This window comes from Pseudomonas moorei (assembly GCF_008801475.1).
GTDB classification, from domain to species: domain Bacteria; phylum Pseudomonadota; class Gammaproteobacteria; order Pseudomonadales; family Pseudomonadaceae; genus Aquipseudomonas; species Aquipseudomonas moorei.
Genome location: NZ_VZPP01000002.1, coordinates 502970 through 528419, shown reverse-complemented (window position 1 = coordinate 528419; position 25450 = coordinate 502970). Strand labels below are relative to the sequence as shown.

The window sequence follows — 25450 nt, the reverse complement described above, 5'->3', positions numbered from 1 at the left end:
TCAAAGGCTTGCTGCGGCAAGCCTTTTTCTTTTCAAGATGCTTTGCACTAGAGAGCCCTTCATGACTGAGCCACTGCGCATCGTCTTTGCCGGCACCCCGGAATTCGCCGCTGAACACCTCAAGGCCCTGTTGAACAGCCCTTACGAGATCGTTGCGGTCTACACCCAACCGGATCGTCCGGCAGGTCGTGGGCAGAAGCTGATGCCGAGCCCGGTCAAGCAGCTTGCTCTGGAAAACAATCTCCCGGTGCTGCAACCGCCCACGCTGCGCAACGAAGACGCCCAGGCTGAACTGGCCGCACTGAAACCGGACCTGATGGTAGTGGTCGCCTATGGCCTGATCCTGCCGCAAGTGGTGCTGGATATTCCGCGTCTGGGCTGCATCAACAGCCACGCCTCGCTGCTGCCACGCTGGCGCGGTGCGGCGCCGATCCAGCGCGCCGTGCAAGCGGGCGACGCCGAAAGCGGCGTGACCGTGATGCGCATGGAAGCGGGGCTCGACACCGGGCCGATGTTGCTCAAGGTCATCACGCCGATCAGCGCCGAAGACACCGGCGGCAGCCTGCACGATCGCCTGGCCGAAATGGGGCCGCCTGCGGTGATTCAAGCCATTGCCGGCCTCGCTGCCGGCACGCTGGAAGGCGAAGTGCAGGACGACAACCTCGCCACCTATGCACACAAATTGAACAAGGATGAAGCCCGCGTTGACTGGACCCGTCCGGCGATTGAGCTGGAACGCCTGGTCCGGGCCTTCAATCCATGGCCGATCACTCACAGCACCTTGAATGGCGAAGCGCTGAAAGTGTTGGCCGCGAGCCTCGCGCAAGGGAAGGGCACACCGGGTGAAATCCTTAGCGCCAGCAAGGACGGGCTGATCGTCGCCTGTGGTGAACAGGCGCTGTGCCTGACACGCCTGCAATTGCCCGGCGGCAAAGCGCTGAACTTCAGCGACTTGTTCAACAGCCGTCGTGAGAAATTCGCGGTGGGCACCGTCCTCGGTCACACGGCGGACGCTCAATGAACCCGCGTATGGCCGCCGCCAAGGCACTGGCTGCTGTTCTCAGCGGCAAAGCCTCACTCAACAGTTCGCTGCCCACGCAAATGGACAAGGTCGAAGATCGCGATCGCGGTTTCACCCAGGACCTGGCGTTCGGCACCGCGCGCTGGCAGCCGCGGTTGTCGGCACTGGCGGCCAAACTGTTGCAGAAGCCTTTCAAGGCAGCGGACGCCGATGTTGAAGCCTTGTTGCTGGTCGGCCTCTACCAGTTGCTCTACACCCGTGTGCCGGCCCACGCCGCCATCGGTGAGACCGTCGGTTGCGCCGACAAGCTGAAAAAACCCTGGGCCAAAGCCTTGCTCAACGCCGTGCTACGCCGCGCCCAACGGGAAAGCGAAGCGCTGCTGGCGGAGCTGGAACACGACCCGGTGGTGCGCACCGCTCACCCGCGCTGGCTGCAAAAATCCCTGAAGGCGTTCTGGCCGGAGCAATGGGAAGCCATTTGCGCAGCGAACAACGCGCACCCGCCGATGATCCTTCGCGTGAATCGTCGCCATCACACCCGCGACGCCTACCTCGGCTTGCTGAGCGAGGCCGGCATTGCCGCCAGTGCGTGCCTTTACAGCCGTGACGGCATCATCCTCGACGCCGCCACCGACGTGCGCAGCCTGCCCGGTTTCGCCGAAGGCTGGATCAGCGTGCAGGATGAAGCGGCGCAACTGGCCGCCGATCTGCTTGACCTCGCACCCGGTCAACGGGTGCTGGACGCCTGCTGTGCACCGGGTGGCAAAACCTGCCACATCCTTGAAGCCGAGCCGGCATTGGCAGGCGTGGTGGCCGTGGATCTGGAAGCCAAACGCCTGGTCCGCGTGCGTGAAAACCTCGAACGCCTTGGCCTGAGCGCCGAGCTGATCGCCGCCGACGGTCGCGACACCGCCACCTGGTGGGATGGCAAGCCGTTCCAGCGCATCCTGCTCGACGCCCCGTGCTCGGCCACTGGCGTGATTCGTCGTCATCCGGACATCAAGCTCACCCGCCAACCCGATGACATCGCCGCGCTGGCACTGCTGCAAGGCGAGCTGCTGGATGCCCTGTGGAAAACCCTGGAGGTCGGCGGCATTTTGCTCTACGCCACCTGCTCCACACTGCCGACCGAGAACACCGAAGTCATCGAAGCGTTCCTTGCCCGCACGCCGGGCGCCCGTGAACTGGACCTCGCGACCGCGGCCGGGATAAAGCAACCCCATGGTCGCCAATTGCTCGCGCAGGAAGGCGGACACGACGGCTTCTATTACGCCAAGCTGATCAAGATCGCCGCCGCGCGCGGTTAAACGGATTCAATGGAGTGACTGGATGAAAATCATCATCCTCGGTGCGGGGCAGGTCGGCGGTTCGCTGGCGGAACATCTGGCCAGCGAGGCCAACGACATCACGGTGGTCGACACCGACGGCGAGCGCCTGCGCAATCTCGGCGACCGCCTGGACATCCGCACGGTCCAGGGTCGCGGCTCACTGCCGACGGTACTGCGCCAGGCTGGAGCGGATGACGCCGACATGCTGGTGGCCGTGACCAACAGTGACGAGACCAACATGGTCGCCTGCCAGGTCGCCCACACCCTGTTCCACACCCCCACCAAAATCGCCCGCGTACGCGAAGCGGCGTACCTCACGCGCTCCGAACTGTTCGATAACGACGCGATTCCGGTGGACGTGCTGATCAGCCCGGAACAAGTGGTCACCAACTACATCAAACGCCTGATCCAGCACCCGGGTGCTTTGCAGGTGATCGACTTCGCCGAAGGCAAGGCACAACTGGTCGCGGTGCGGGCCTATTACGGCGGGCCACTGGTGGGTCAACAACTGCGGCAATTGCGCGAGCACATGCCGAATGTCGAAACCCGCGTGGCGGCCATCTTCCGTCGCGATCGCCCGATCCTGCCCCAAGGCGACACGGTGATCGAAGCGGACGACGAAGTGTTTTTCATCGCGGCCAAAGCGAACATTCGCGCGGTGATGAGTGAAATGCGCCGTCTCGACGAGACCTACAAACGCATCGTCATCGCCGGCGGCGGGCAGATCGGTGAGCGACTGGCCGAAGCCATCGAAAGCCGTTACCAGGTAAAGATCATCGAGATGAATCCGGCACGCTGCCGCCATCTCTCGGACACCCTCGACAGCACCGTCGTGCTGCAGGGCAGTGCCTCCGACCGCGACCTGTTGATGGAAGAAAACATCGCCGACGCGGACATCTTCCTGGCCCTGACCAACGACGACGAAGCCAACATCATGTCTTCACTGCTGGCCAAACGCCTGGGCGCGAAGAAGGTGATGACCATCATCAACAACCCGGCGTATGTGGATCTGATCCAGGGCGGCGATATCGACATCGCCATCAGTCCGCAACTGGCAACCATCGGCACCTTGCTGGCCCACGTGCGGCGCGGCGACATCGTCAGCGTGCACTCACTGCGCCGGGGCGCCGCCGAAGCCATCGAGGCGATTGCCCACGGCGACGCGAAATCGAGCAAGGTCATCGGCAAAGCCATCGAGAACATTGGCCTGCCGCCGGGCGCTACCATCGGGGCGATCATCCGCGACGAAGAAGTGATCATTGCCCACGATGACACGGTGATCGCGGCGGGGGACCATGTGATTTTGTTCCTTGTGGATAAGAAGCATATTCGTGATGTGGAAAAACTGTTCCATGTGGGGCTGAGCTTTTTCTGAGGTTTTGCAGCGGCTGTACGGGCCCCGATCGCTGGCAAGCCAGCTCCCACAATTTTTTCGATTGTTCACAAACGTCATGTACATCTGAAAACCCAGTGGGAGCTGGCTTGCCAGCGATGGCGGTTTCAAAGATACAAATAACGTCCTCTGACACTCCTCATGCAAGGAATCCACCCATGATCGAATCCCTGGAAAAAATGCTCGCCAAGGGTGTGGATAACTCATTGCTGCGCTTCGGCCTGGGCAAGGGTTACCTGGATCTGGGGGAGAACGCCAAGGCTGTGGAACATTTCCAGCGTTGCGTCGAGATTGATCCGAAGTATTCGGCAGCATGGAAGCTATTGGGCAAAGCCCACCTGGCGCTGGCGGACTATCCGGCTGCGCGCCACGCTTGGGAGCAAGGCCAGGAAGCCGCCAAAGCCCATGGCGACAAACAGGCCGAGAAGGAAATGACGGTGTTCCTGAAAAAGCTGGATCGTCACGCGCACTGATCAGAGATAACGCAAACCAATGCCTTCGGCATCCACTTGCACCACTTCCATGCGCACACGCGGCGCGCCTGTGGGCAAGTCCTGCACCTGCCCGTAAACCACCGCGCCCCTGGGTAGAGCCGACAATGCCGGATGCTTGACGTAGACGCCCGTGGTCGACAGGTTGCGCGTCTGGCCCAGGCATTCACCAACGGTTTCGTGACTGATCTTGATGCGAAATGATTTACGGTGTTCGGACATCTACTGCGCCCTTATGAACGTGTTGTGAATAACTTGTAGGAGCGAGCCTGCTCGCGATGGTCGTGAACGATGACGCGGAAAGTCTGATTCCCCGTGGTGCCCTCAGGTCCATCGCGAGCAGGCTCGCTACAGTTATCCACAGACTGTGCCAATTGTTTCAATACCAGCGCTCTTCACCTGGCGGGCGCTTCTTGAAGCGTTTCATGCTCCACATGTACTGGCTCGGATACGCCCGCACATAGCGCTCAACCACCTTGCTCATGGCGGCACAGGATTCCTCGGTGTCAGTGCTGTACATGGCCTCTGGCGCGGCTTCGAGGATCACTTTATAGCCCGAACCGTCTGGCAGACGCAGGGCGTGCAGGAACACACCGACCGCTTTGCCGCCCGCGAGCATGTTCGGCACGAATTTGCTGGTCAAAGCCTGGGTGGCGAAGAACGGCACGAAGATCCCGGCGGATTCGGCCGGTTCCGGGTCGGCGGGGATGCCCACTGCACCGCCTTTGCGCACTTCCTTGATGACGCTGAGGATGCCTTCCTTGGTGGAAGCGGCCACTTTGTTGCCCAGTTGCACCCGCTGCTTTTGCAGCAATTCATCCACCGCCTTCAATTTCGGCGGGCGGTAGAAAATGATCGGTTTGCACTGGCTGCAATAAAAGTGGTTGAGCACTTCCCAGTTGCCCAAGTGACTGGTGATGCCGACCACGCCTTTGCCGGAGGCCAGGGCGTCTTTCAAAATGTCGAGGCCTTCAACTTCGCGCACCAGGTCGATGGAGCGTTGGGCTGGCCAGATCCAGGCGCAGGCGCTTTCTGTCAGTGACTTGCCGATGTCTTTCAGACTCTGGCCCACCAGACGCTCACGTTCGGCGGGGTCCATCTCCGGAAAGCATTTGGACAGGTTGATCCGCACCACGTCGCGTGAACGGTTAGGGGTTTTCCACATCACCCAGCCAATCGCCGAGCCGACAGCCTGCACCGCCCGCCACGGGAGCAGGGCAAACAACCGCAGAGCGCCTACCAGCAAGGCGCCTTTAAACTTATCCACAGGTCACTCCTGATCTTGTGCTGTGCGCGAGGCGGCTATTCTAACCGCCGTTCGCCAGCTGCGCGTAGCGGTCGCAATCGCGGGTGTGATCCATGACCATGCCCGAAGCCTGCATCAGCGCGTAGCAAATGGTCGGGCCTACGAAGGTGAAGCCGGCCTTTTTCAGGCCTTTGCTCATCTCCACCGCCTCGGGTGTGATGGCCGGGACTTCGGTGCGATCCTTGAAATGATTGACCTTCGGAACACCGCCGACATATGACCAGAGAAGCTCGACAGGGTCTTCCAGCGCCAGCCAGGCCTGGGCGTTGCGCCGGGCCGCGTTGAGCTTGAGGCGATTGCGAATGATGCCCGGATCGAGCATCAGATCATCGATTTCAGCATCACTCATCTGGGCCACGCGCTGCACGTCAAAGCCATACAGCACCCGGCGATAGTGTTCGCGTTTGCGCAATACGGTGATCCAGGAAAGCCCGGCCTGGAACCCTTCGAGCAAAAGCAACTCGAACAATCCCTGCGCATCGCGTAGCGGCGTGCCCCACTCCTGATCGTGATAAGCCATGTACAGCGGATCTTCGGAACACCAAAAGCAGCGTGGCATAAGGCTCCAGGGGGCGTGCGCAGCAACGAATCGGGTATACTCCCGCTCTTTAAATCGCAGCCCAAGAAACAGGTGAATTTCGTGAGCCAGCCTACGCCAGCCGTGCGTACCTTCCAAGACTTGATCCTCGCCCTCCAGCAATACTGGGCCGAGCAAGGTTGTGTGGTACTTCAGCCCTACGATATGGAAGTAGGCGCCGGCACTTTCCACACCGCAACATTCCTGCGCGCCATTGGCCCGGAAACCTGGAACGCCGCCTATGTGCAGCCAAGCCGTCGCCCGACTGACGGCCGCTATGGCGAAAACCCGAACCGACTGCAGCACTACTACCAGTTCCAGGTAGTCCTGAAGCCGAACCCGGACAACTTCCAGGAGCTGTACCTGGGCTCCCTCAAGCACGTGGGCCTGGACCCATTGGTGCACGACATCCGCTTCGTCGAAGATAACTGGGAATCGCCGACCCTCGGCGCCTGGGGTCTGGGCTGGGAAGTCTGGCTCAACGGCATGGAAGTGACGCAGTTCACTTACTTCCAGCAAGCGGGCGGCATCGAGTGCTACCCGGTGACGGGCGAGATCACTTACGGCCTGGAACGTCTGGCCATGTACCTGCAGGGCGTGGACTCGGTCTACGACCTGGTCTGGGCTGACGGTCCGTTCGGCAAAGTGACCTACGGCGACGTGTTCCACCAGAACGAAGTGGAGCAGTCGACCTACAACTTCGAACACGCCAACGTCGAGAAGCTGTTCGAGCTGTTCGATTTCTATGAAAGCGAAGCCAAGCGCCTGATCGAACTCGACCAGCCGCTGCCGTTGCCGAGCTACGAAATGGTGTTGAAGGCCTCCCATACCTTCAACCTGCTGGATGCGCGCCGGGCAATCTCGGTAACCGCGCGTCAGCAATACATTCTGCGTGTGCGCACCCTGGCGCGTTCCGTGGCGCAAGCCTACCTGCTGGCTCGCGCCAAGCTGGGCTTCCCGATGGCAACCCCGGACCTGCGTGATGAAGTACTGGCCAAGCTGGAGGCTGCACAATGAGTGCTCTGGATTTTCTGGTTGAACTGGGCACTGAAGAACTGCCACCCAAAGCCCTGAACACCCTGGCCGAAGCGTTTCTGGCCGGTATCGACAAGGGCCTGCAAGCGGCCGGCCTGAACTACGAGACCAAAACCGTTTATGCCGCGCCACGTCGTCTGGCCGTGCTGATCACCTCGCTGGCCACTCAGCAGCCCGATCGCAGCATCAACCTCGATGGCCCGCCACGTCAGGCCGCGTTCGATGCCGAAGGCAATCCGACCCAAGCGGCACTGGGCTTTGCCAAGAAGTGCGGCGTCGACCTGAGCGAAATCGATCAGAGCGGCCCGAAACTGCGCTACAGCCAAAACATCGCCGGCAAGCCGACCGCGAGCCTGCTGCCGACCATCGTCGAAGACTCCCTGAATGACCTGCCGATTCCCAAGCGTATGCGCTGGGGGGCTCGCAAGGAAGAATTCGTTCGCCCGACCCAATGGCTGGTAATGCTGCTCGGTGACCAGATCATCGACTGCACCATCCTCGCCCAGAAGGCCGGCCGCGATTCCCGTGGTCATCGCTTCCACCATCCGGAAAGCGTGCGCATCGGTTCGCCGTCCAGCTACCTGGCTGACCTGCGCGCCGCTTACGTCCTGGCTGACGCAAACGAGCGTCGCGACATCATCAGCAAGCGCACCGAAGAGCTGGCAACCCGTCAGGAAGGCACCGCGATCGTGCCGCCGGACCTGCTCGACGAAGTGACCGCGCTGGTTGAATGGCCGGTGCCGCTGGTGTGCTCGTTCGAAGAGCGCTTCCTTGAAGTGCCGCAAGAAGCCTTGATCACCACCATGCAGGACAACCAGAAGTATTTCTGCCTGCTGGATGCCGACGGCAAGTTGCTGCCACGCTTCATTACCGTGGCCAACATCGAGAGCAAGGACCCGCAGCAGATCATCGCCGGTAACGAGAAAGTGGTTCGCCCACGCCTGACCGACGCCGAGTTCTTCTTCAAGCAAGACAAGAAGCAGAAACTCGAAGACTTCAACCTGCGCCTGCAAAACGTGGTGTTCCAGGAAAAACTCGGCAGCGTCTATGACAAGGCCGAACGTGTTTCCAAACTGGCTGCGTTCATCGCTCAGCGCATCGGCGGCAACGCCGCGTGGGCTGCCCGCGCAGGCCTGCTGTCCAAGTGCGACCTGGCGACCGAAATGGTCGGCGAGTTCCCGGAGATGCAGGGTGTCGCCGGCTACTATTACGCCCTCAACGATGGCGAGCCGGAAGACGTTGCACTGGCGCTGAACGAGCAATACATGCCTCGCGGTGCCGGCGCCGAGCTGCCGACCACCCTGACCGGTGCGGCCGTGGCCATCGCTGACAAACTGGATACCCTGGTCGGTATTTTCGGCATCGGCATGCTGCCAACCGGCAGTAAAGATCCGTATGCCTTGCGCCGTGCCGCATTGGGCGTATTGCGCATCCTGATCGACAAGAAACTCGACCTCGACCTGACCGACGCCGTGGCTTTCGCCGTGAATGCGTTCGGTGCCAAGGTCAAGGCTAGCGGCCTGAACGACGTGGTACTGGAGTTCATCTTCGACCGTCTGCGTGCTCGTTATGAGGACGAAGGTGTCGACGTCGCGACCTACCTGTCGGTGCGCGCCCTGAAGCCGGGTTCGGCCCTGGACTTCGACCAGCGCGTACAAGCGGTGGAAGCCTTCCGCAAGTTACCGGAAGCCGCTGCCCTGGCCGCGGTGAACAAACGCGTTTCGAATCTGCTGAGCAAAGTGGAAGGCTCCGTGCCGACCGTCGTGGAAGCCAAGTACTTCGACAATGCCAACGAGTTCTCCCTGTACTCGGCGATCCAGCAGGCAGACCAGGCTGTTCAACCGATGGCTGCAGCGCGTCAGTACAGCGAATCCCTGGCACGCCTGGCCGCCTTGCGCGAGCCGGTGGATGCGTTCTTCGAAGCCGTGATGGTCAACGCGGAAGACGCGAAAGTTCGCGCCAACCGTTATGCGTTGCTGGCGCGTCTGCGGGGACTGTTCCTCGGCGTCGCCGATATTTCATTGCTGGGCTGAGGGACTGCTGTTGAAACTGCTGATACTCGATCGGGACGGGGTGATCAATTACGACTCCGACGCTTACATCAAGTCAGTGGAGGAGTGGATACCGCTCCCCGGTTCGATCGAAGCCATCGCGCAGTTGAGCAAGGCCGGCTGGACGGTAGCGGTGGCTACCAACCAGTCCGGCATCGCTCGCGGCTATTACGACATCGCTACCCTGGACGCCATGCACGAGCGCTTGCGCTCGCTGGTGGCGGAGCAGGGCGGCGAAGTCGGCTTGATCGTCTACTGCCCGCATGGGCCGGACGAAGGCTGCGATTGCCGCAAGCCAAAACCCGGGATGTTGAAAAACATCGCCGCACATTACAACGTATCGCTGACTAATCTATGGTTCGTCGGCGATAGTCTCGGTGACCTGGAAGCCGCCAAAGCCGTCGATTCTCAGCCAGTTTTAGTTAAGACCGGAAAAGGCGAAAAGACTTTGGGCAAGAGCCTGCCGGTGGGCACTTTGATTTTCGACGATCTGGCGGCGATTGCCGCAGAACTTATCAACAATTAGAGCGCTCTCGAACTCCTGACCAGGGAATGTTCGGGAGTGCGCTTGAACAGTCGGGCAGTGCCCGTAACGGTAAACGTCGCCATGTCGATACTGCAGGCCATCAGAACCTTCCTCTTTTACCTGCTGCTGGGCACCAGCTCCTTGCTGTGGTGCAGCCTGAGCTTTTTTATCGCGCCATTTCTGCCGTTCAAGGCGCGCTATCGCTTCATCAACGTTTATTGGTGTCGCTGCGCCTTGTGGCTGAGCAAGGTGTTTCTGGGTATCAGCTACGAGGTGAAGGGCGCCGAGAACGTACCAGACCGGCCCTGTGTGATTCAGTCGAACCACCAGAGCACCTGGGAGACGTTCTTTCTCTCGGCCTACTTCGAACCTTTGAGCCAGGTGCTCAAGCGTGAGTTGCTCTATGTGCCGTTCTTCGGCTGGGCCATGGCCATGCTGCGTCCGATTGCCATCGACCGGGACAACCCGAAAGCCGCCCTCAAGCATGTAGCGAAGAAAGGCGACGAGCTACTCAAGGACAATGTCTGGGTGCTGATCTTTCCCGAAGGTACACGTGTCCCTTACGGCACCATCGGCAAATTCTCCCGCGGCGGATCCGCTTTGGCGGTGAATGCTGATCTGCCGGTGCTGCCCATTGCGCACAATGCCGGCAAGTTCTGGCCGAAAACCGGTTGGGCGAAAAAGAAGGGTGTCATCACCGTGATCATTGGTGCCCCTATGTATGCAGAAGGCAATGGACCTCGATCCATTGCCGATCTGAATGATCGGGTCCAGGCCTGGAACGAGCAGATGCAAAGGGAAATGGGCTCGCTGCCACCCGCTCCACAAGCGCCACTGGCCAATGACCAAGTGGCTGTCTGAGCTTCTGTGGATAACCTGTGTACCGTTTGTTCAAAAAGCGTCGAATATTGTTTTTAACTTACTGATTTATATAGATATTTTAAAAACGCCAAAAAAACCGAAAAACGTGCATAAGTTTTTTTCGGGCGCAAAAAAACCGGCTGATATAGCCGGTTTTTTTATGCCTGCGAGATGGCCGTTTCAATCGATTGGTTCTGCAACAAAAAAGGCCAACGCATGACGTTGGCCTCTTTCGTTTGACGAGTTAAACGAGTATTAGAAGTCCAGGTTGGAAACCGCCAGGGCGTTGCTTTCGATGAAGTCACGGCGAGGTTCGACCGCATCACCCATCAGGGTGTTGAAGATCTGATCTGCACCAATGGCGTCTTCGATCGTGACTTTGAGCATACGGCGCGAGCTTGGGTCCATGGTGGTTTCCCACAGCTGATCCGGGTTCATCTCGCCCAGACCTTTGTATCGCTGGATGGTGTGGCGCTTGGTGCTTTCGGCCATCAGCCACTCAAGGGCTTCCTTGAACTCGGTAACCTGCTTCTTGCGCTCACCACGCTGGATGTACGCGCCCTCGTCCAGCAAGGTGCTCAGTTGGGCCCCCAGGGAAACAACGGTCTTGTAGTCGTTGCTGCCGAAGAAGTCGCGGTTGAAGGTGACGTAGTTCGACAGGCCGTGGGAGATCAGCTCGACCTCAGGCAGCCATACGTTACGCTCACGGTCTTCGCGCAGGCTGGCCTTGTAGACCAGGCCGGACTTCTCGACGGTACGCAGACGCACTTCGTACTGGGCCAGCCAATCCTGCATCGCTGCGTGATCGGACAGTTGCTCCAGGCTGACGGCAGGCAGGTAGATGAAGTGCTCGGTCAGTTCCTGTGGATACAGGCGCGAAAGACGCTTGAGGGTCTTCATCACCAGGCGGAAGTCGTTCACCAGGCGCTCAAGGGCTTCGCCGGAGATACCCGGCGCTTCCTCGTTCAAGTGCAGGCTCGCATCTTCCAGGGCCGACTGCGTCATGTACTCTTCCATGGCGTCGTCGTCTTTGATGTATTGCTCTTGCTTGCCCTTCTTGACCTTGTACAGCGGCGGCTGAGCGATGTAGATGTAGCCACGCTCGATCAGCTCCGGCAACTGACGGAAGAAGAAGGTCAGCAGCAGGGTACGGATGTGCGAACCGTCGACGTCAGCGTCGGTCATGATGATGATGTTGTGATAGCGCAGCTTGTCGATGTTGTACTCGTCGCGACCGATGCCGCAACCCAGCGCAGTGATCAAGGTGCCCACTTCCTGGGAAGAAATCATCTTGTCGAAACGCGCTTTCTCGACGTTCAGGATCTTGCCCTTCAGGGGCAGAATCGCCTGGGTCTTGCGGTTACGACCCTGCTTGGCGGAGCCGCCAGCAGAGTCACCTTCCACGAGGTACAGTTCAGACAGGGCAGGGTCCTTTTCCTGGCAGTCAGCCAGTTTGCCCGGCAGGCCGGCGATATCCAGCGCGCCTTTACGACGGGTCATCTCACGAGCCTTGCGCGCCGCTTCACGGGCACGGGCGGCGTCGATCATCTTGCCGACCACGAGTTTGGCTTCGTTCGGGTTTTCCAGCAGGAAGTCGGAGAAGTACTTGCCCATTTCCTGTTCGACCGCTGTCTTCACTTCGGAAGACACCAGCTTGTCTTTGGTCTGGGAGCTGAACTTCGGATCTGGCACTTTCACCGAAATGATCGCGGTCAGGCCTTCACGGGCATCGTCGCCAGTGGTGGCAACTTTATGCTTCTTCGCCAGGCCTTCGGCTTCAATGTAGGTGTTCAGGTTACGCGTCAGGGCGGAACGGAAACCCACCAGGTGAGTACCGCCATCGCGCTGTGGAATGTTGTTGGTGAAGCACAACAGGTTCTCGTTGAAGCTGTCGTTCCACTGCAGGGCGATTTCCACGCCAATGCCGTCTTCACGCTGGATGTTGAAGTGGAACACCTGGTTGACCGGCGTCTTGTTGGTGTTCAGGTATTCAACGAACGCCCGCAGACCACCTTCGTACTTGAACAGTTCTTCCTTGCCGCTGCGCTCATCCTTGAGGACGATGCCGACACCGGAGTTGAGGAAGGACAGTTCACGAATCCGCTTGGCCAGGATGTCCCAGCTGAAGTGAATGTTCTTGAAGGTTTCGCTGGAAGCCTTGAAGTGGATCTGGGTACCGGTGGTTTCACTGTCACCGACAATTTTCATCGGTTCCTGCGGAACGCCATGCACGTAAGTCTGTTCCCAGATCTTGCCGCTGCGACGTACCGTCAGGACCAGCTGTTCGGACAATGCGTTTACAACCGACACACCTACACCGTGCAGACCGCCGGATACTTTGTAGGAGTTGTCGTCGAATTTACCGCCGGCGTGCAGCACGGTCATGATGACCTCGGCTGCCGAAACGCCTTCTTCTTTGTGTACGTCTACCGGGATGCCACGGCCGTTGTCGCGAACGGTGATGGATTCATCCGGGTGGATGATGATACTGATGTCGTCGCAGTGGCCGGCCAGCGCTTCGTCGATCGAGTTATCGACCACCTCGAACACCATGTGGTGCAGACCGCTGCCATCGTCGGTGTCACCAATGTACATACCGGGACGTTTGCGTACGGCATCCAGGCCTTTCAGCACTTTAATGCTCGTTGAGTCGTACGTATTTTCTTCGCTCAATGCCTTCACTCCCGATGGTCGTGGGTCTGGGTGATACGGCCCTGTTCCACGTGGAACAGAGCGACTGGCGTTTCCGTCTGCCAGCCTTCCCTCAATAATTCGTGATCTACACAGGTGATAAACACCTGGCAGCGTAAGTCTTCCAGCAAGCGGCAAAGCGCGCGGCGGTGTTGCTCGTCCAGTTCGGACGGCAAGTCATCCACCAGATAAATACACTGACCGCGACGGGCCTGGCTGACCAGGTGCCCTTGGGCAATCCGCAATGCACAGACAACCAGCTTTTGCTGGCCGCGGGACAATATATCCGCGGCATTATGAGCGCCCAATCTGAGGCGCAAATCAGCGCGTTGTGGTCCGGCCTGGGTATGCCCCATTTGCTGATCCCGCTGAAGGGACCCGGCAAGCACAGCGCTCAGCTCACGGTCCTTATCCCAACCTCGGTAATAGCTGAGCGTTAAGCCCTCGAGCTCAACCAGTTCGCTCAAGGTCTGTTCAAAGACTGGTTTCAAGGCTTTGATGTAAGCGCGGCGGTATTCATCAATTTCAGCGCTGGCCTGGCACAGTTCCCTGTCCCAAACCGCTTGCGAAACGGCGTCAAGTGTACCATGCCGCAGCCAAGAGTTTCTCTGGCGCAGGGCCTTCTGCAAGCGCTGCCAGGTGGACATGAAACGAGGTTCCACGTGGAACACGCCCCAGTCGAGAAACTGCCGACGAATCTTCGGCGCGCCTTCCAGCAAGCGAAAACTGTCGGGGTTGATCAACTGCAAAGGCAGGATCTCTGCCAGTTGCGCCGCGCTACGGGCATTCTGGCCGTCGATGCGGATCTGGAACTCCCCTTGGCGATCGCGAGAGATACCCAACGCGCTGTGCCCACCCTCGGCAAGCTCCACCTGCCCGAACACCGTGCAAGCCAATTGCTCGTACTGAATGACTGGTAACAGACGGGTGCTGCGAAACGAACGGGCAAGCCCCAGCAGGTGTATGGCTTCCAGAACACTGGTTTTGCCGCTGCCGTTGGCGCCGTAAAGAATGTTGATTCGGGGGGAGGGGGAGAAGGTCACCGGGTGCAGATTACGCACCGCGGTGACCGAGACGCGACTTAAGGACATCTAGCTTCTGCTGAGCATGATTACAGACGCATCGGCATGACAACGTAGGCCGAATCGTCGTTGTCGGACTCTTGCACCAGCGCACTGCTGTTGGAGTCGGACAGGATCAGACGAACCTGCTCGGTGGTCATCACGCCCAGTACGTCGAGCAAGTAGCTGACGTTGAAGCCGATCTCAAGGGAGCCGCCGTTGTATTCAACGCCGACTTCTTCCTCCGCCTCTTCCTGCTCCGGGTTGTTCGCCTGGATCTTCAGTTGACCATTGGCCAGTTGCAGGCGGATGCCGCGGTATTTCTCGTTGGACAGAATCGCGGTACGGCTGAAGGCTTCGCGCAATGCCTGGCGGTCACCGAGTACCAGCTTGTCGCCGCCTTTCGGCAGAACGCGCTCGTAATCCGGGAATTTACCGTCGACCAGTTTGGAGGTGAAGGTGAACTCACCGGTGGTGGCACGAATGTGATGCTGACCCAGGACAATGCTGACGATGCCGTCCGGCTCGGTCAGGAGGCGGGCAAGTTCAAGTATGCCTTTGCGCGGTACGATGACCTGATGGCGATCCGGCTGACCGATATCGGCCTGCATCGAGCACATGGCCAGACGATGGCCGTCAGTGGCGACAGCGCGAATGACACCGGCAGAAACTTCAAGCAGCATGCCGTTCAGGTAGTAACGCACGTCCTGCTGGGCCATGGCGAAACTGGTGCGCTCGATGAGGCGACGCAGTTTGCTTTGCTCCAGGCTGCAGGTCAGCGAACCCGGGCCTTCTTCAACCGTCGGGAAATCATTGGCCGGCAGGGTCGACAGGGTAAAGCGGCTACGGCCGGCCTTTACCACCAGCTTCTGCTCGTCGACCTTGATATCGATCAGCGCATCGTTCGGCAGGCTTTTGCAAATATCCATCAGTTTGCGCGCAGGCACGGTGATGGAACCTGGTTCGGCAGGCTCTTCGAGTTGAACACGACCGACCAGCTCGACTTCCAGGTCGGTACCGGTCAGCGACAGTTGCTGGCCTTCGACAACCAGCAGCACGTTGGAGAGCACCGGCAAGGTCTGGCGGCGCTCGACGACGCCTGCGACCAGTTGCAGGGGTTTCAACAGGGCTTCGCGTTGAATGGTGAAATGCATGGTCTAGTCCCTTGCCTTAATAAGCTGCGCTGGTGTTCATCAAGTGGTCAGTGTACGCAGCAGGTTCTTGTAGTCCTCGCGGATGTCCGCGTCGGATTCCTTAAGTTCGTTGATCTTGCGGCAGGCGTGCAACACCGTCGTGTGATCGCGACCGCCAAACACATCGCCAATTTCCGGCAGGCTGTGGTTGGTCAGCTCCTTGGACAACGCCATGGCGACCTGACGCGGACGGGCGACCGAACGCGAACGGCGTTTGGACAGCAAGTCAGAGATCTTGATCTTGTAGTACTCGGCGACAGTGCGCTGAATGTTATCCACAGAGACCAGTTTATCTTGCAGCGCCAGCAGGTCTTTCAGGGATTCACGAATCAACTCGATGGTGATGTCGCGCCCCATGAAGTGCGAGTGGGCAATCACGCGTTTAAGCGCGCCTTCCAGCTCCCGGACGTTGGAGCGAATACGCTGGGCAATGAAGAACGCCGCATCATGGGGCAGTTCGACCTTGGCCTGGTCGGCCTTTTTCATCAGGATCGCCACACGGGTTTCCAGCTCAGGAGGCTCGACGGCTACCGTTAGGCCCCAGCCGAAGCGGGATTTCAGGCGCTCTTCAAGGCCTTCGATTTCCTTCGGGTAGCGGTCACTGGTGAGAATGACCTGCTGACCACCTTCAAGCAGTGCGTTGAAGGTGTGGAAAAACTCTTCCTGGGAACGTTCCTTGCGGGCGAAGAACTGAATGTCGTCGATCAGCAAGGCGTCCACCGAACGGTAGAAACGCTTGAACTCGTTGATCGCGTTCAGTTGCAGGGCCTTGACCATGTCGGCCACGAAGCGTTCGGAATGCAGATACACGACCTTGGCATTCGGGTTCTTCTTTAATAGGTGGTTACCCACAGCGTGCATCAAGTGGGTTTTACCCAAACCGACACCACCATAAAGGAAGAGCGGGTTGTAACCGTGCTTGGGGTTGTCCGCCACTTGCCAGGCCGCAGCCCGGGCCAGTTGGTTGGACTTGCCCTCAACGAAGTTTTCGAAGGTGAAGGTACGGTTCAGGTAGCTGGTGTGCTTGAGCGCGCCTTCAACCTGCACGGTGCGTTGTTCAGAACGAACCGGTGCTTGCTGGGAGCTGGCGCCGGCCATCGGATCGAAGCTGTCGCGCGAAGGCTCTTCTTCAGTGACCTCGGCCACTTTTTGCGTGGCACGCTTGGTTGGAGCCGCCGCCGGTGGTGGTGCGCTGACCGGTGCAGCCGCAGCCTGGGAGGCCGCAGCCGCCAGCGGAGCATTCGGCGCGGCACGCGGCGCCGAGCTGCGTTTGCTGCCTATTAATAAGGAAAGCGCTGGCGCCATGCCATTGCCATGCTCGTCCAGCAACTCCAGGACGCGGCTCAGGTATTTTTCGTTGACCCAGTCCAGCACAAAACGATTGGGTGCATAGACACGCAACTCGTCGCCTTCAGCTTCGACCTGTAGTGGACGGATCCAAGTGTTGAATTGTTGGGCAGGCAGCTCATCGCGCAAAAGCTCCACGCACTGCTGCCAAAGTTCCACTGACACGGATATCCCCTAAGTTGAAAGCCGGTGAGGCAAAAACAAGCGGCCATTGTAGCGACCAGACGCCGACTTATCCACATGAAGGTTGATCACCAGCCAAGAAGAATCAACGTTTTATACGCAAAAAAGACGACCAATGGTCTGTGAATAAGCTCTGTGGATAACCGGGTCAGAGCCCATTGCACAACTGGGGGTGAAAGTCAGTGGATAACCTGCCTGTGGATAAGGCACTCTTTCGCCCACAGGTTATCCGACAGTGCAGCACAGGCTGAACACGGTTTTCCACTGTAGTTGTCATTCTCTGTACATCACGTGTTAAAAGGCCTGAAGCCAGTTATCCACAGATGACCGCGCCCCTAGCTTTTATAAGCTTTACAGAAAAGCTTTAAATACTCTCCTTCTTTAATTTTATGTTTGGCGAAGGAGGGTCGCGCTGCAAAACGTCCGGAGATCTATTTATAAGAAACGTTGGTTGGAAATTGACCTAGAGGCTTGCTTTCTCTAGAATCCCCGGTCTCTTAAAACGGGGGCCATTCCGGCCCGTTGTGGACGAACCAGGTAACACGACAATGAAACGTACTTTCCAACCAAGCACTATCAAACGCGCTCGTACCCACGGTTTCCGTGCTCGCATGGCTACCAAGAACGGTCGTGCCGTTCTGTCGCGTCGTCGCGCCAAAGGTCGTGCGCGTCTGGCAGTTTGATAATCCGGCACTGGAGGTGAGTCAGGACTTCAGTCGGGAAAAGCGTCTGCTTACTCCCCGGCATTTCAAGGCAGTCTTTGACTCCCCTACCGGCAAGGTTCCGGGGAAAAATCTCCTGCTCCTTGCGCGCAACAACGATCTTGATCACCCCCGTCTCGGGCTGGTTATCGGGAAAAAGAGCGTAAAGCTCTCCGTCGAGCGCAATCGCCTCAAACGTCTGATGCGCGAATCGTTTCGCCTGCACCAGGATTCACTGGTCGGTTGGGACATTGTTATCGTCGCGCGCAAAGGTTTAGGTGACGTAGAAAACCCCGAATTGATTCAGCATTTCGGCAAGCTCTGGAAACGACTGGCACGCAGCACGCCGGTACCAGCAGTGAAAACCGAAACTGTAGGGGTAGACAGTCCAGATGCGTAAACTGGCACTCGTTCCGATCCAGTTTTACCGCTTTGCCATTAGTCCCCTGATGGCCAATCACTGTCGTTTCTACCCCAGTTGTTCCTGCTACGCGTTAGAAGCCATCGAAAATCATGGCCTCCTGCGCGGTGGCTGGCTGACCTTTCGTCGTTTAGGTCGCTGTCATCCGTGGAATCCCGGTGGTTATGACCCGGTTCCACCTATCCCTACCTCCCGTTCTTCTTCGATGGCCGAGTAATCATGGATATCAAACGCACGATCCTGATCGTCGCCCTGGCAATCGTGTCCTACGTTATGGTTCTTAAATGGAACCAGGACTATGGCCAGGCTGCCCTGCCGACTCAGAATGTTGCTTCCAGTACTTCCGCACCGGGCCTCCCGGATACGGCAACTGGCAATAAAGCGTCCGTCAGTGACGACATTCCACGCGCCGCAAACGATACCAGCGCACCTGCCGAAACTCCGGTAGCGGCAAGCACCGACCTCATCCAGATCAAAACGGATGTGCTCGATCTGGCTATCGATCCACAAGGTGGTGATGTTGCGCAGCTGAAATTGCCGCTGTATCCACGTCGCCAGGACCATCCGGAAATTCCATTCCAGCTGTTCGATAACGGCAACGAGCGGACTTATCTGGCTCAGAGTGGCTTGATCGGAAGCAACGGCCCGGACGCAAGTCCTGCCGGTCGTCCGGTTTACTCCTCGGAGAAGAAGATCTATCAACTGGCTGATGGTCAGGACCAATTGGTCGTGGACCTGAAGTTCAGCAAGGACGGCGTCAATTACATCAAGCGTTTCACCCTGAAGCGTGGCCTGTATGACGTAACCGTTTCCTACCTGATCGACAACGAAAGCACTCAGCCGTGGTCCGGTGCAATGTTCGCGCAATTGAAGCGTGACTCCAGCGCCGATCCGTCTTCCAGCACCGCCACCGGCACCGCGACTTACCTGGGTGCAGCCCTGTGGACAAGTTCCGAGCCGTACAAGAAAGTGTCCATGAAGGACATGGACAAAGGACAGCTGAAAGAAAACGTTACCGGCGGTTGGGTAGCCTGGCTGCAACACTACTTCGTGACTGCCTGGATTCCGGCCAAGGGCGAAAACAACGTCGTCCAGACCCGTAAAGACAGCAAAGGCAACTACATCATTGGCTACACCGGTCCATCCTTGACCGTTGCGCCAGGTGCCAAGGCTGAAACCAGCGCTGTTTTGTACGCCGGTCCGAAAAGCCAGGCTGTGCTGAAACAGTTGTCCCCAGGTCTGGAACTGACCGTTGACTACGGCATTCTGTGGTTCATCGCTCAACCGATCTTCTGGCTGCTGCAACACATCCACGCCATTGTGGGTAACTGGGGCTTCTCGATCATTTTCCTGACCATGCTGATCAAGGGGCTTTTCTTCCCGTTGTCGGCCGCCAGCTACAAATCCATGGCGCGCATGCGTGCAGTGGCCCCAAGACTGGCCGCGCTGAAAGAGCAACATGGCGATGACCGGCAGAAAATGTCGCAGGCCATGATGGAGCTGTACAAGAAAGAGAAGATCAATCCGCTGGGTGGTTGCTTGCCAATCCTCGTGCAGATGCCGGTTTTCCTATCGCTGTACTGGGTTCTGCTGGAAAGCGTCGAAATGCGTCAGGCTCCGTTCATCCTGTGGATTACAGACCTGTCGATCAAGGATCCGTTCTTCATTCTGCCGATCATCATGGGTGCAACCATGTTCATCCAGCAGCAGTTGAACCCGACGCCTCCGGATCCGATGCAGGCCAAAGTGATGAAGCTGATGCCAATCATCTTCACCTTCTTCTTCCTGTGGTTCCCGGCTGGTCTGGTGCTGTACTGGGTAGTGAACAACTGCCTGTCCATCGCCCAACAGTGGTACATCACTCGTAAGATCGAAGCAGCTACCAAAGCGGCTGCCTGACTTACACTGTGGATAACCACTCAAGACGCCCCCTAGTGGGGCGTTTTGCTATCTGTCACTTTTGTCTGGATACCGGTTTATGAGCGCTCCTCGTGAAACCATCGCTGCCGTCGCCACCGCCCAAGGTCGCGGAGGCGTTGGCATCGTCCGCATTTCCGGGCCGTTGGCCAGCGCTGCGGCCAAGGCCTTCAGTGGTCGTGAGCTCAAGCCAAGATTTGCTCATTACGGGCCATTCCTCGGCGCCAACGATGAGGTGCTGGACCAAGGCATCGTGCTGTATTTCCCGGGCCCCAACTCGTTCACCGGCGAAGATGTCCTGGAATTGCAGGGGCACGGTGGCCCTATTGTTCTGGATATGCTGCTCAAGCGCTGCCTGGAATTGGGCTGTCGACTCGCCCGACCGGGTGAATTCAGCGAACGCGCTTTTCTGAACGACAAACTCGACCTGGCCCAGGCCGAAGCGATTGCTGACTTGATCGAAGCCAGTTCGGCCCAGGCGGCCCGAAATGCGCTACGTTCCCTGCAGGGTGCGTTCTCGGTGCGTGTGCATAACCTCACCGAACAACTGATCGGCTTGCGGATCTATGTCGAAGCCGCCATCGACTTCCCTGAAGAAGAAATCGATTTCCTCGCCGATGGCCACGTGTTGAGCATGCTCGACAAAGTGCGCGACGAGTTATCCACCGTGATGCGCGAAGCCGGGCAGGGCGCGTTGTTGCGTGATGGCATGACCGTTGTCATTGCCGGCCGACCGAATGCCGGCAAATCCAGTCTGCTCAATGCCCTGGCTGGTCGTGAAGCGGCAATCGTGACCGAAATTGCCGGCACCACTCGCGACGTGCTGCGCGAACATATCCACATCGATGGCATGCCCCTGCATGTGGTCGACACCGCGGGACTTCGTGACACCGATGATCATGTGGAAAAAATCGGTGTGGAACGGGCATTGAAAGCCATTGGTGAGGCAGATCGCGTGTTGCTGGTCGTCGATGCCACGGCCCCCGAAGCAGTGGATCCCTTTGCACTGTGGCCGGAATTCCTCGAAACCCGCCCCGATCCGGCAAAGGTCACGCTGATCCGCAACAAGGCAGACCTCACGGGTGAAGCGATCGCTCTGGATGTCAGTGACGATGGCCATGTCACCATCAGCCTGAGCGCCAAGTCCGCTGGCGCAGGGCTGGAGCTGCTGCGCGATCACCTCAAGGCCTGCATGGGTTATGAACAGACCTCCGAAAGCAGCTTCAGCGCGCGCCGGCGTCATCTTGAGGCATTGCGACATGCCAGCGCTTCCCTTGAGCACGGTCGCGCTCAACTGACATTGGCGGGTGCTGGAGAATTGCTCGCCGAAGATTTGCGCCTGGCTCAGCAATTTTTGGGCGAAATCACCGGCGCCTTCAGCTCCGATGACTTGTTGGGCCGGATCTTCTCCAGCTTCTGCATCGGTAAATAACCCCCTCGTTGTCCACAGACAGGCCATTCGTGCCTGTCTGTTCTCCCTTTTTTCCACACCAGCCTGCTATGCCGAGCGGAATTTTTTCCGAGCTGGCGGATTTTCTGTGCCCTGGATTTGCTCAATCAGCTGTTTTCTGTGGATTAAGCCCTGTGAATAACCGCCGCTAAGGGCAGTTGATAACAAGGCCCGAAAACTGAAGATAACCGCCTCTGTGGATAACCAATACTTTAATCCACAGGCTTACACCTGTTATCCAAGGACCTCCTTGGTACATGACCACAGGGTTTTGAATCGCTGTACACATTGAAAATAAAGGGCTGCGTCGATCTATCCACAGAAAGGTCGGTCAGTAGAAATAAACATAAAAACAAAGATTTAATAAATTTCTCTCTTTTTAATTTCTATAACTCCGACTTCTCCACAGCTGGTTAATTTTTGTGCAAAGGGTTCTTTAGGAAGGGGGAAGTCCCTATACTTGTCGACCAGGTCCAAAAACCTGAGCTCAAACTATTCCTGAATTACCTACTTAAGCAGGCACGAGGTGCGTGGTGGATTTCCCTTCCCGTTTTGAAGTGATCGTCATCGGCGGCGGTCATGCCGGTACCGAGGCAGCACTGGCCTCAGCACGAATGGGGGTGAAAACCCTGTTGCTGACGCATAACGTGGAAACCCTCGGTGCCATGAGCTGCAACCCCGCTATTGGTGGCATTGGCAAAAGCCATCTGGTCAAGGAAATCGACGCCCTGGGCGGTGCGATGGCCCTGGCCACCGATAAAGGTGGTATTCAATTTCGCGTATTGAACAGCCGCAAAGGCCCTGCCGTGCGCGCCACTCGCGCTCAGGCCGATCGGATTCTCTACAAGGCTGCTGTCCGCGAAATTCTGGAAAACCAGCCGAACCTGTGGATATTTCAACAGGCTGCAGATGATCTGATCGTCGAGCAGGAGCAAGTACGCGGCGTAGTGACCCAGATGGGCCTGCGTTTCCTGGCAGATTCAGTGGTTTTGACCACAGGCACATTCCTGGGTGGACTTATCCACATCGGTCTGCAAAATTTTTCTGGTGGTCGCGCCGGTGATCCACCGTCCATTGCCCTGGCTCACCGTCTGCGTGAATTGCCGCTGCGCGTCGGTCGCCTTAAAACCGGTACGCCGCCGCGTATTGACGCCCGCTCTGTGGATTTCTCGGTGATGACCGAGCAAGCCGGCGATACGCCAATCCCGGTGATGTCGTTCATGGGCAATAAGGAACAGCATCCACGCCAAGTCAGTTGCTGGATTACCCACACGAACGCCCGCACCCACGAAATCATTGCCGCGAACCTCGATCGTTCGCCGATGTATTCCGCTGCTGGTGAGATTGAAGGCATCGGCCCGCGTTATTGCCCGTCGATCGAAGACAAGATCCATCGCTTTGCCGACAAGGAAAGCCATCAGGTTTTCATCGAACCGGAAGGTCTGACGACAAACGAGCTGTACCCGAACGGGATATCCACATCCTTGCCGTTCGACGTCCAGCTGCAGATCGTGCAATCGATCCGTGGCATGGAAAATGCGCACATCGTGCGTCCGGGCTACGCCATCGAGTACGACTACTTCGATCCGCGGGACCTGAAATACAGCCTGGAAACCAAGGTGATCGGCGGTCTGTTCTTCGCCGGACAGATCAATGGCACCACCGGTTACGAAGAAGCCGGCGCCCAGGGTTTGTTGGCCGGAACCAACGCAGCACTGCGTGCGCAAGGCAAAGATGCCTGGTGCCCGCGTCGCGATGAGGCCTACATCGGTGTGTTGGTCGACGACCTGATTACCCTGGGTACTCAAGAACCGTATCGGATGTTCACTTCTCGTGCCGAATACCGTTTGATCCTGCGCGAAGACAACGCCGACCTGCGCTTGACCGAAAAAGGTCGCGAGCTGGGTCTGGTGGATGACATCCGCTGGGCGGCTTTCTGCAAAAAGCGCGAAAGCATCGAACTGGAAGAGCAGCGCCTGAAAAGCACCTGGGTACGCCCGGGTACCGAGCAAGGTGATGCGATTGCCGAAAAATTCGGCACGCCGCTGACCCACGAATACAACTTGCTGAATCTCTTGAGTCGTCCGGAAATCGACTACGCTGGTCTGATCGCCGTGACCGGTGGGGGCGCAGACGATCCACAGGTCGCCGAGCAGGTCGAAATCAAGACCAAGTACGCCGGCTACATCGATCGCCAACAGGATGAAATCGCTCGTCTGCGGGCCAGTGAAGACATCAGACTGCCTGTGGATATCGATTACACGAACATTTCCGGTCTCTCCAAAGAGATCCAGAGCAAGCTCGGTGCGACTCGCCCGGAAACACTGGGTCAGGCCTCGCGTATTCCGGGCGTTACGCCGGCAGCCATTTCGCTGTTGATGATTCATTTGAAAAAACGCGGCGCGGGCCGTCAGTTGGAGCAAAGCGCTTGAGTTCGTTGGTCACCTCGCAACATGCAGAAGAGTTATCCACAGGTGCTCGCCAGCTCGGTGTTGCTCTGACCGAAACCCAGCACGCGCAGTTGCTGGGTTATCTGGCCCTGTTGATCAAATGGAACAAGGCTTACAACCTGACCGCCGTGCGCGATCCGGACGAGATGGTGTCCCGTCACTTGCTCGATAGTCTGAGCGTGATGTCGTTCATCGAAAACGGTCGCTGGCTCGACGTGGGCAGCGGCGGCGGCATGCCGGGGATTCCATTGGCGATCCTGTTTCCAGAGTCCCAAGTGACCTGCCTGGACAGCAACGGCAAGAAAACCCGCTTCCTGACCCAGGTCAAACTCGAACTCAAACTGGATAACCTGCAAGTTATCCACAGTCGTGTCGAAGCCTTCCAGCCTGCTCAGCCATTCAACGGGATCATTTCCCGGGCGTTCAGCAGCATGGAGAACTTCACCAACTGGACTCGCCACCTCGGCGACACCGATACACGTTGGCTGGCAATGAAGGGCGTTCATCCCGCCGATGAGCTGGTAGCATTGCCGGCAGACTTCCACCTCGATAGCGAACACGCCCTGGCCGTACCCGGTTGCCAAGGCCAACGCCATCTGCTGATACTGCGCCGCACGGCATGATTGGGAACACAAGCAAGAATGGCTAAGGTATTCGCGATAGCGAACCAAAAGGGTGGTGTGGGCAAGACCACCACCTGCATCAACCTCGCGGCATCCCTGGTAGCGACCAAGCGCCGGGTGTTGCTGATCGATCTCGATCCACAAGGCAACGCCACCATGGGGAGCGGTGTGGATAAACACGGTCTGGAAAACTCGGTCTACGACCTGTTGATCGGCGAGTGCGACCTGGCTCAGGCCATGCACTTCTCCGAACATGGTGGTTACCAGTTGTTGCCGGCCAACCGCGACCTGACCGCCGCTGAAGTGGTTCTGCTGGAAATGCAGATGAAGGAAAGCCGTCTGCGCAGCGCGTTGGCGCCGATTCGCGAGAATTACGACTACATCCTGATCGACTGTCCGCCGTCGCTGTCGATGCTGACGCTGAACGCACTTGTCGCGGCCGATGGGGTCATTATCCCCATGCAGTGCGAGTACTTCGCACTGGAAGGGTTGAGCGACCTTGTGGATAACATCAAGCGTATCGCCGAATTGCTGAACCCTGACCTCAAGGTCGAAGGTCTGCTGCGCACGATGTACGACCCGCGCCTGAGCCTGATGAACGATGTGTCGGCGCAGCTCAAGGAACACTTCGGTGAGCAACTCTACGACACCGTCATTCCACGCAACATCCGTCTGGCCGAAGCTCCTAGCTACGGCATGCCGGCGCTGGCGTACGACAAATCATCCCGTGGCGCTGTTGCCTACCTGGCTCTGGCCGGCGAGATGGTTCGTCGTCAACGCAAAAACTCACGTATCGCCGCTGCCCAGCCAACTTAAGGAATCCC

24 protein-coding genes are annotated in these 25450 nt (G+C 58.2%); 17 read left to right on the top strand and 7 right to left on the bottom strand.

Translation table 11 applies throughout. The features are described from left to right. The first annotated feature begins 61 nt into the window (after positions 1–61). The 4 genes from fmt (at position 62) to F7R06_RS05335 (ending at position 4215) form a co-directional block, all read left to right on the top strand. Positions 62–1021 (top strand): methionyl-tRNA formyltransferase, encoded by a 960-nt coding sequence (gene fmt, locus F7R06_RS05350; RefSeq protein ID WP_090326990.1) that lies wholly within the window; start codon positions 62–64, stop codon positions 1019–1021. Continuing rightward, the gene (rsmB, locus tag F7R06_RS05345; RefSeq protein ID WP_090326987.1) at positions 1018–2328 is read left to right on the top strand and encodes a 16S rRNA (cytosine(967)-C(5))-methyltransferase RsmB; all 1311 of its coding nucleotides are present in this window, start codon (positions 1018–1020) and stop codon (positions 2326–2328) included. Before fmt ends, rsmB begins: the two co-directional genes overlap by 4 nt. Positions 2329–2350: 22 nt before the next feature. Continuing rightward, entirely contained in the window at positions 2351–3724 is a 1374-nt protein-coding gene (gene trkA, locus F7R06_RS05340; RefSeq protein ID WP_090326984.1) for a Trk system potassium transporter TrkA, read from the top strand. A gap of 176 nt (positions 3725–3900) precedes the next feature. Further along, positions 3901–4215 (top strand): tetratricopeptide repeat protein, encoded by a 315-nt coding sequence (locus tag F7R06_RS05335; protein ID WP_090326981.1) that lies wholly within the window; start codon positions 3901–3903, stop codon positions 4213–4215. On the opposite strand, the gene F7R06_RS05330 is transcribed toward F7R06_RS05335, so the two are convergent. The 3 genes from F7R06_RS05330 to tag form a co-directional block, all read right to left on the bottom strand. Then, positions 4216–4455 (bottom strand): PilZ domain-containing protein, encoded by a 240-nt coding sequence (locus F7R06_RS05330; RefSeq protein ID WP_090326978.1) that lies wholly within the window; start codon positions 4453–4455, stop codon positions 4216–4218. It lies immediately after the preceding gene. 157 nt (positions 4456–4612) lie between these two features. After that, positions 4613–5500, bottom strand: a complete 888-nt coding sequence (locus F7R06_RS05320) for a lysophospholipid acyltransferase (RefSeq protein WP_090326977.1) — start codon at positions 5498–5500, stop codon at positions 4613–4615. 40 nt (positions 5501–5540) lie between these two features. Next, the gene (gene tag, locus F7R06_RS05315; protein ID WP_090326974.1) at positions 5541–6098 is read right to left on the bottom strand and encodes a DNA-3-methyladenine glycosylase I; all 558 of its coding nucleotides are present in this window, start codon (positions 6096–6098) and stop codon (positions 5541–5543) included. 81 nt (positions 6099–6179) lie between these two features. On the opposite strand from tag, the gene glyQ reads away from it, so the two are divergent. The 5 genes from glyQ (at position 6180) to F7R06_RS05290 (ending at position 10809) form a co-directional block, all read left to right on the top strand. Further along, entirely contained in the window at positions 6180–7133 is a 954-nt protein-coding gene (gene glyQ / locus F7R06_RS05310; RefSeq protein WP_003213601.1) for a glycine--tRNA ligase subunit alpha, read from the top strand. Continuing rightward, the gene (gene glyS, locus F7R06_RS05305; RefSeq protein ID WP_090326972.1) at positions 7130–9184 is read left to right on the top strand and encodes a glycine--tRNA ligase subunit beta; all 2055 of its coding nucleotides are present in this window, start codon (positions 7130–7132) and stop codon (positions 9182–9184) included. The genes glyQ and glyS overlap by 4 nt, the downstream gene beginning before the upstream one ends. Positions 9185–9188: 4 nt before the next feature. Continuing rightward, entirely contained in the window at positions 9189–9728 is a 540-nt protein-coding gene (gene gmhB, locus F7R06_RS05300; RefSeq protein ID WP_162842401.1) for a D-glycero-beta-D-manno-heptose 1,7-bisphosphate 7-phosphatase, read from the top strand. A gap of 81 nt (positions 9729–9809) precedes the next feature. Beyond that, entirely contained in the window at positions 9810–10589 is a 780-nt protein-coding gene (locus F7R06_RS05295; RefSeq protein ID WP_090326966.1) for a lysophospholipid acyltransferase family protein, read from the top strand. Then, a complete protein-coding gene (locus F7R06_RS05290; RefSeq protein WP_139204837.1) occupies positions 10570–10809 on the top strand; it encodes a hypothetical protein in 240 nt (79 codons plus the stop codon). The genes F7R06_RS05295 and F7R06_RS05290 overlap by 20 nt, the downstream gene beginning before the upstream one ends. Positions 10810–10844: 35 nt before the next feature. Here F7R06_RS05290 and gyrB read toward each other — a convergent pair whose 3' ends face one another. Genes gyrB through dnaA form a run of 4 tightly spaced genes read right to left on the bottom strand, consistent with a single transcriptional unit; the run spans position 10845 to position 17046 of the window. Beyond that, a complete protein-coding gene (gene gyrB, locus F7R06_RS05285) occupies positions 10845–13262 on the bottom strand; it encodes a DNA topoisomerase (ATP-hydrolyzing) subunit B (RefSeq protein ID WP_090327618.1) in 2418 nt (805 codons plus the stop codon). Between the two features lie 5 nt (positions 13263–13267). Next, positions 13268–14371, bottom strand: a complete 1104-nt coding sequence (recF, locus tag F7R06_RS05280) for a DNA replication/repair protein RecF (RefSeq protein ID WP_008064628.1) — start codon at positions 14369–14371, stop codon at positions 13268–13270. 20 nt (positions 14372–14391) lie between these two features. Beyond that, a complete protein-coding gene (gene dnaN, locus F7R06_RS05275) occupies positions 14392–15495 on the bottom strand; it encodes a DNA polymerase III subunit beta (protein ID WP_090326964.1) in 1104 nt (367 codons plus the stop codon). A 39-nt stretch (positions 15496–15534) separates the two neighbouring features. Next, positions 15535–17046, bottom strand: a complete 1512-nt coding sequence (dnaA, locus tag F7R06_RS05270; protein WP_090326960.1) for a chromosomal replication initiator protein DnaA — start codon at positions 17044–17046, stop codon at positions 15535–15537. A 566-nt stretch (positions 17047–17612) separates the two neighbouring features. Between dnaA and rpmH the strand changes: the two genes are divergently transcribed. The 8 genes from rpmH (at position 17613) to F7R06_RS05225 (ending at position 25442) form a co-directional block, all read left to right on the top strand. Beyond that, complete coding sequence (gene rpmH, locus F7R06_RS05265; RefSeq protein WP_003213577.1) at positions 17613–17747, top strand: 50S ribosomal protein L34; 135 nt, start codon at positions 17613–17615, stop codon at positions 17745–17747. A gap of 16 nt (positions 17748–17763) precedes the next feature. Beyond that, complete coding sequence (gene rnpA / locus F7R06_RS05260; RefSeq protein ID WP_027926203.1) at positions 17764–18165, top strand: ribonuclease P protein component; 402 nt, start codon at positions 17764–17766, stop codon at positions 18163–18165. Then, entirely contained in the window at positions 18158–18403 is a 246-nt protein-coding gene (gene yidD, locus F7R06_RS05255; protein WP_090326955.1) for a membrane protein insertion efficiency factor YidD, read from the top strand. The genes rnpA and yidD overlap by 8 nt, the downstream gene beginning before the upstream one ends. Positions 18404–18405: 2 nt before the next feature. Further along, positions 18406–20085 (top strand): membrane protein insertase YidC, encoded by a 1680-nt coding sequence (gene yidC, locus F7R06_RS05250; protein ID WP_090326951.1) that lies wholly within the window; start codon positions 18406–18408, stop codon positions 20083–20085. Positions 20086–20164: 79 nt separating this feature from the next. After that, positions 20165–21535: a tRNA uridine-5-carboxymethylaminomethyl(34) synthesis GTPase MnmE gene (gene mnmE / locus F7R06_RS05245; protein ID WP_090326949.1), complete on the top strand. Its 1371-nt coding sequence runs from the start codon at positions 20165–20167 to the stop codon at positions 21533–21535. A gap of 551 nt (positions 21536–22086) precedes the next feature. Continuing rightward, positions 22087–23985 (top strand): tRNA uridine-5-carboxymethylaminomethyl(34) synthesis enzyme MnmG, encoded by a 1899-nt coding sequence (gene mnmG, locus F7R06_RS05235; RefSeq protein ID WP_090326946.1) that lies wholly within the window; start codon positions 22087–22089, stop codon positions 23983–23985. Beyond that, positions 23982–24626, top strand: a complete 645-nt coding sequence (gene rsmG, locus F7R06_RS05230; protein WP_090326944.1) for a 16S rRNA (guanine(527)-N(7))-methyltransferase RsmG — start codon at positions 23982–23984, stop codon at positions 24624–24626. Before mnmG ends, rsmG begins: the two co-directional genes overlap by 4 nt. 18 nt (positions 24627–24644) lie before the next feature. After that, a complete protein-coding gene (locus F7R06_RS05225; protein ID WP_090326941.1) occupies positions 24645–25442 on the top strand; it encodes a ParA family protein in 798 nt (265 codons plus the stop codon). Positions 25443–25450: the final 8 nt, after the last annotated feature.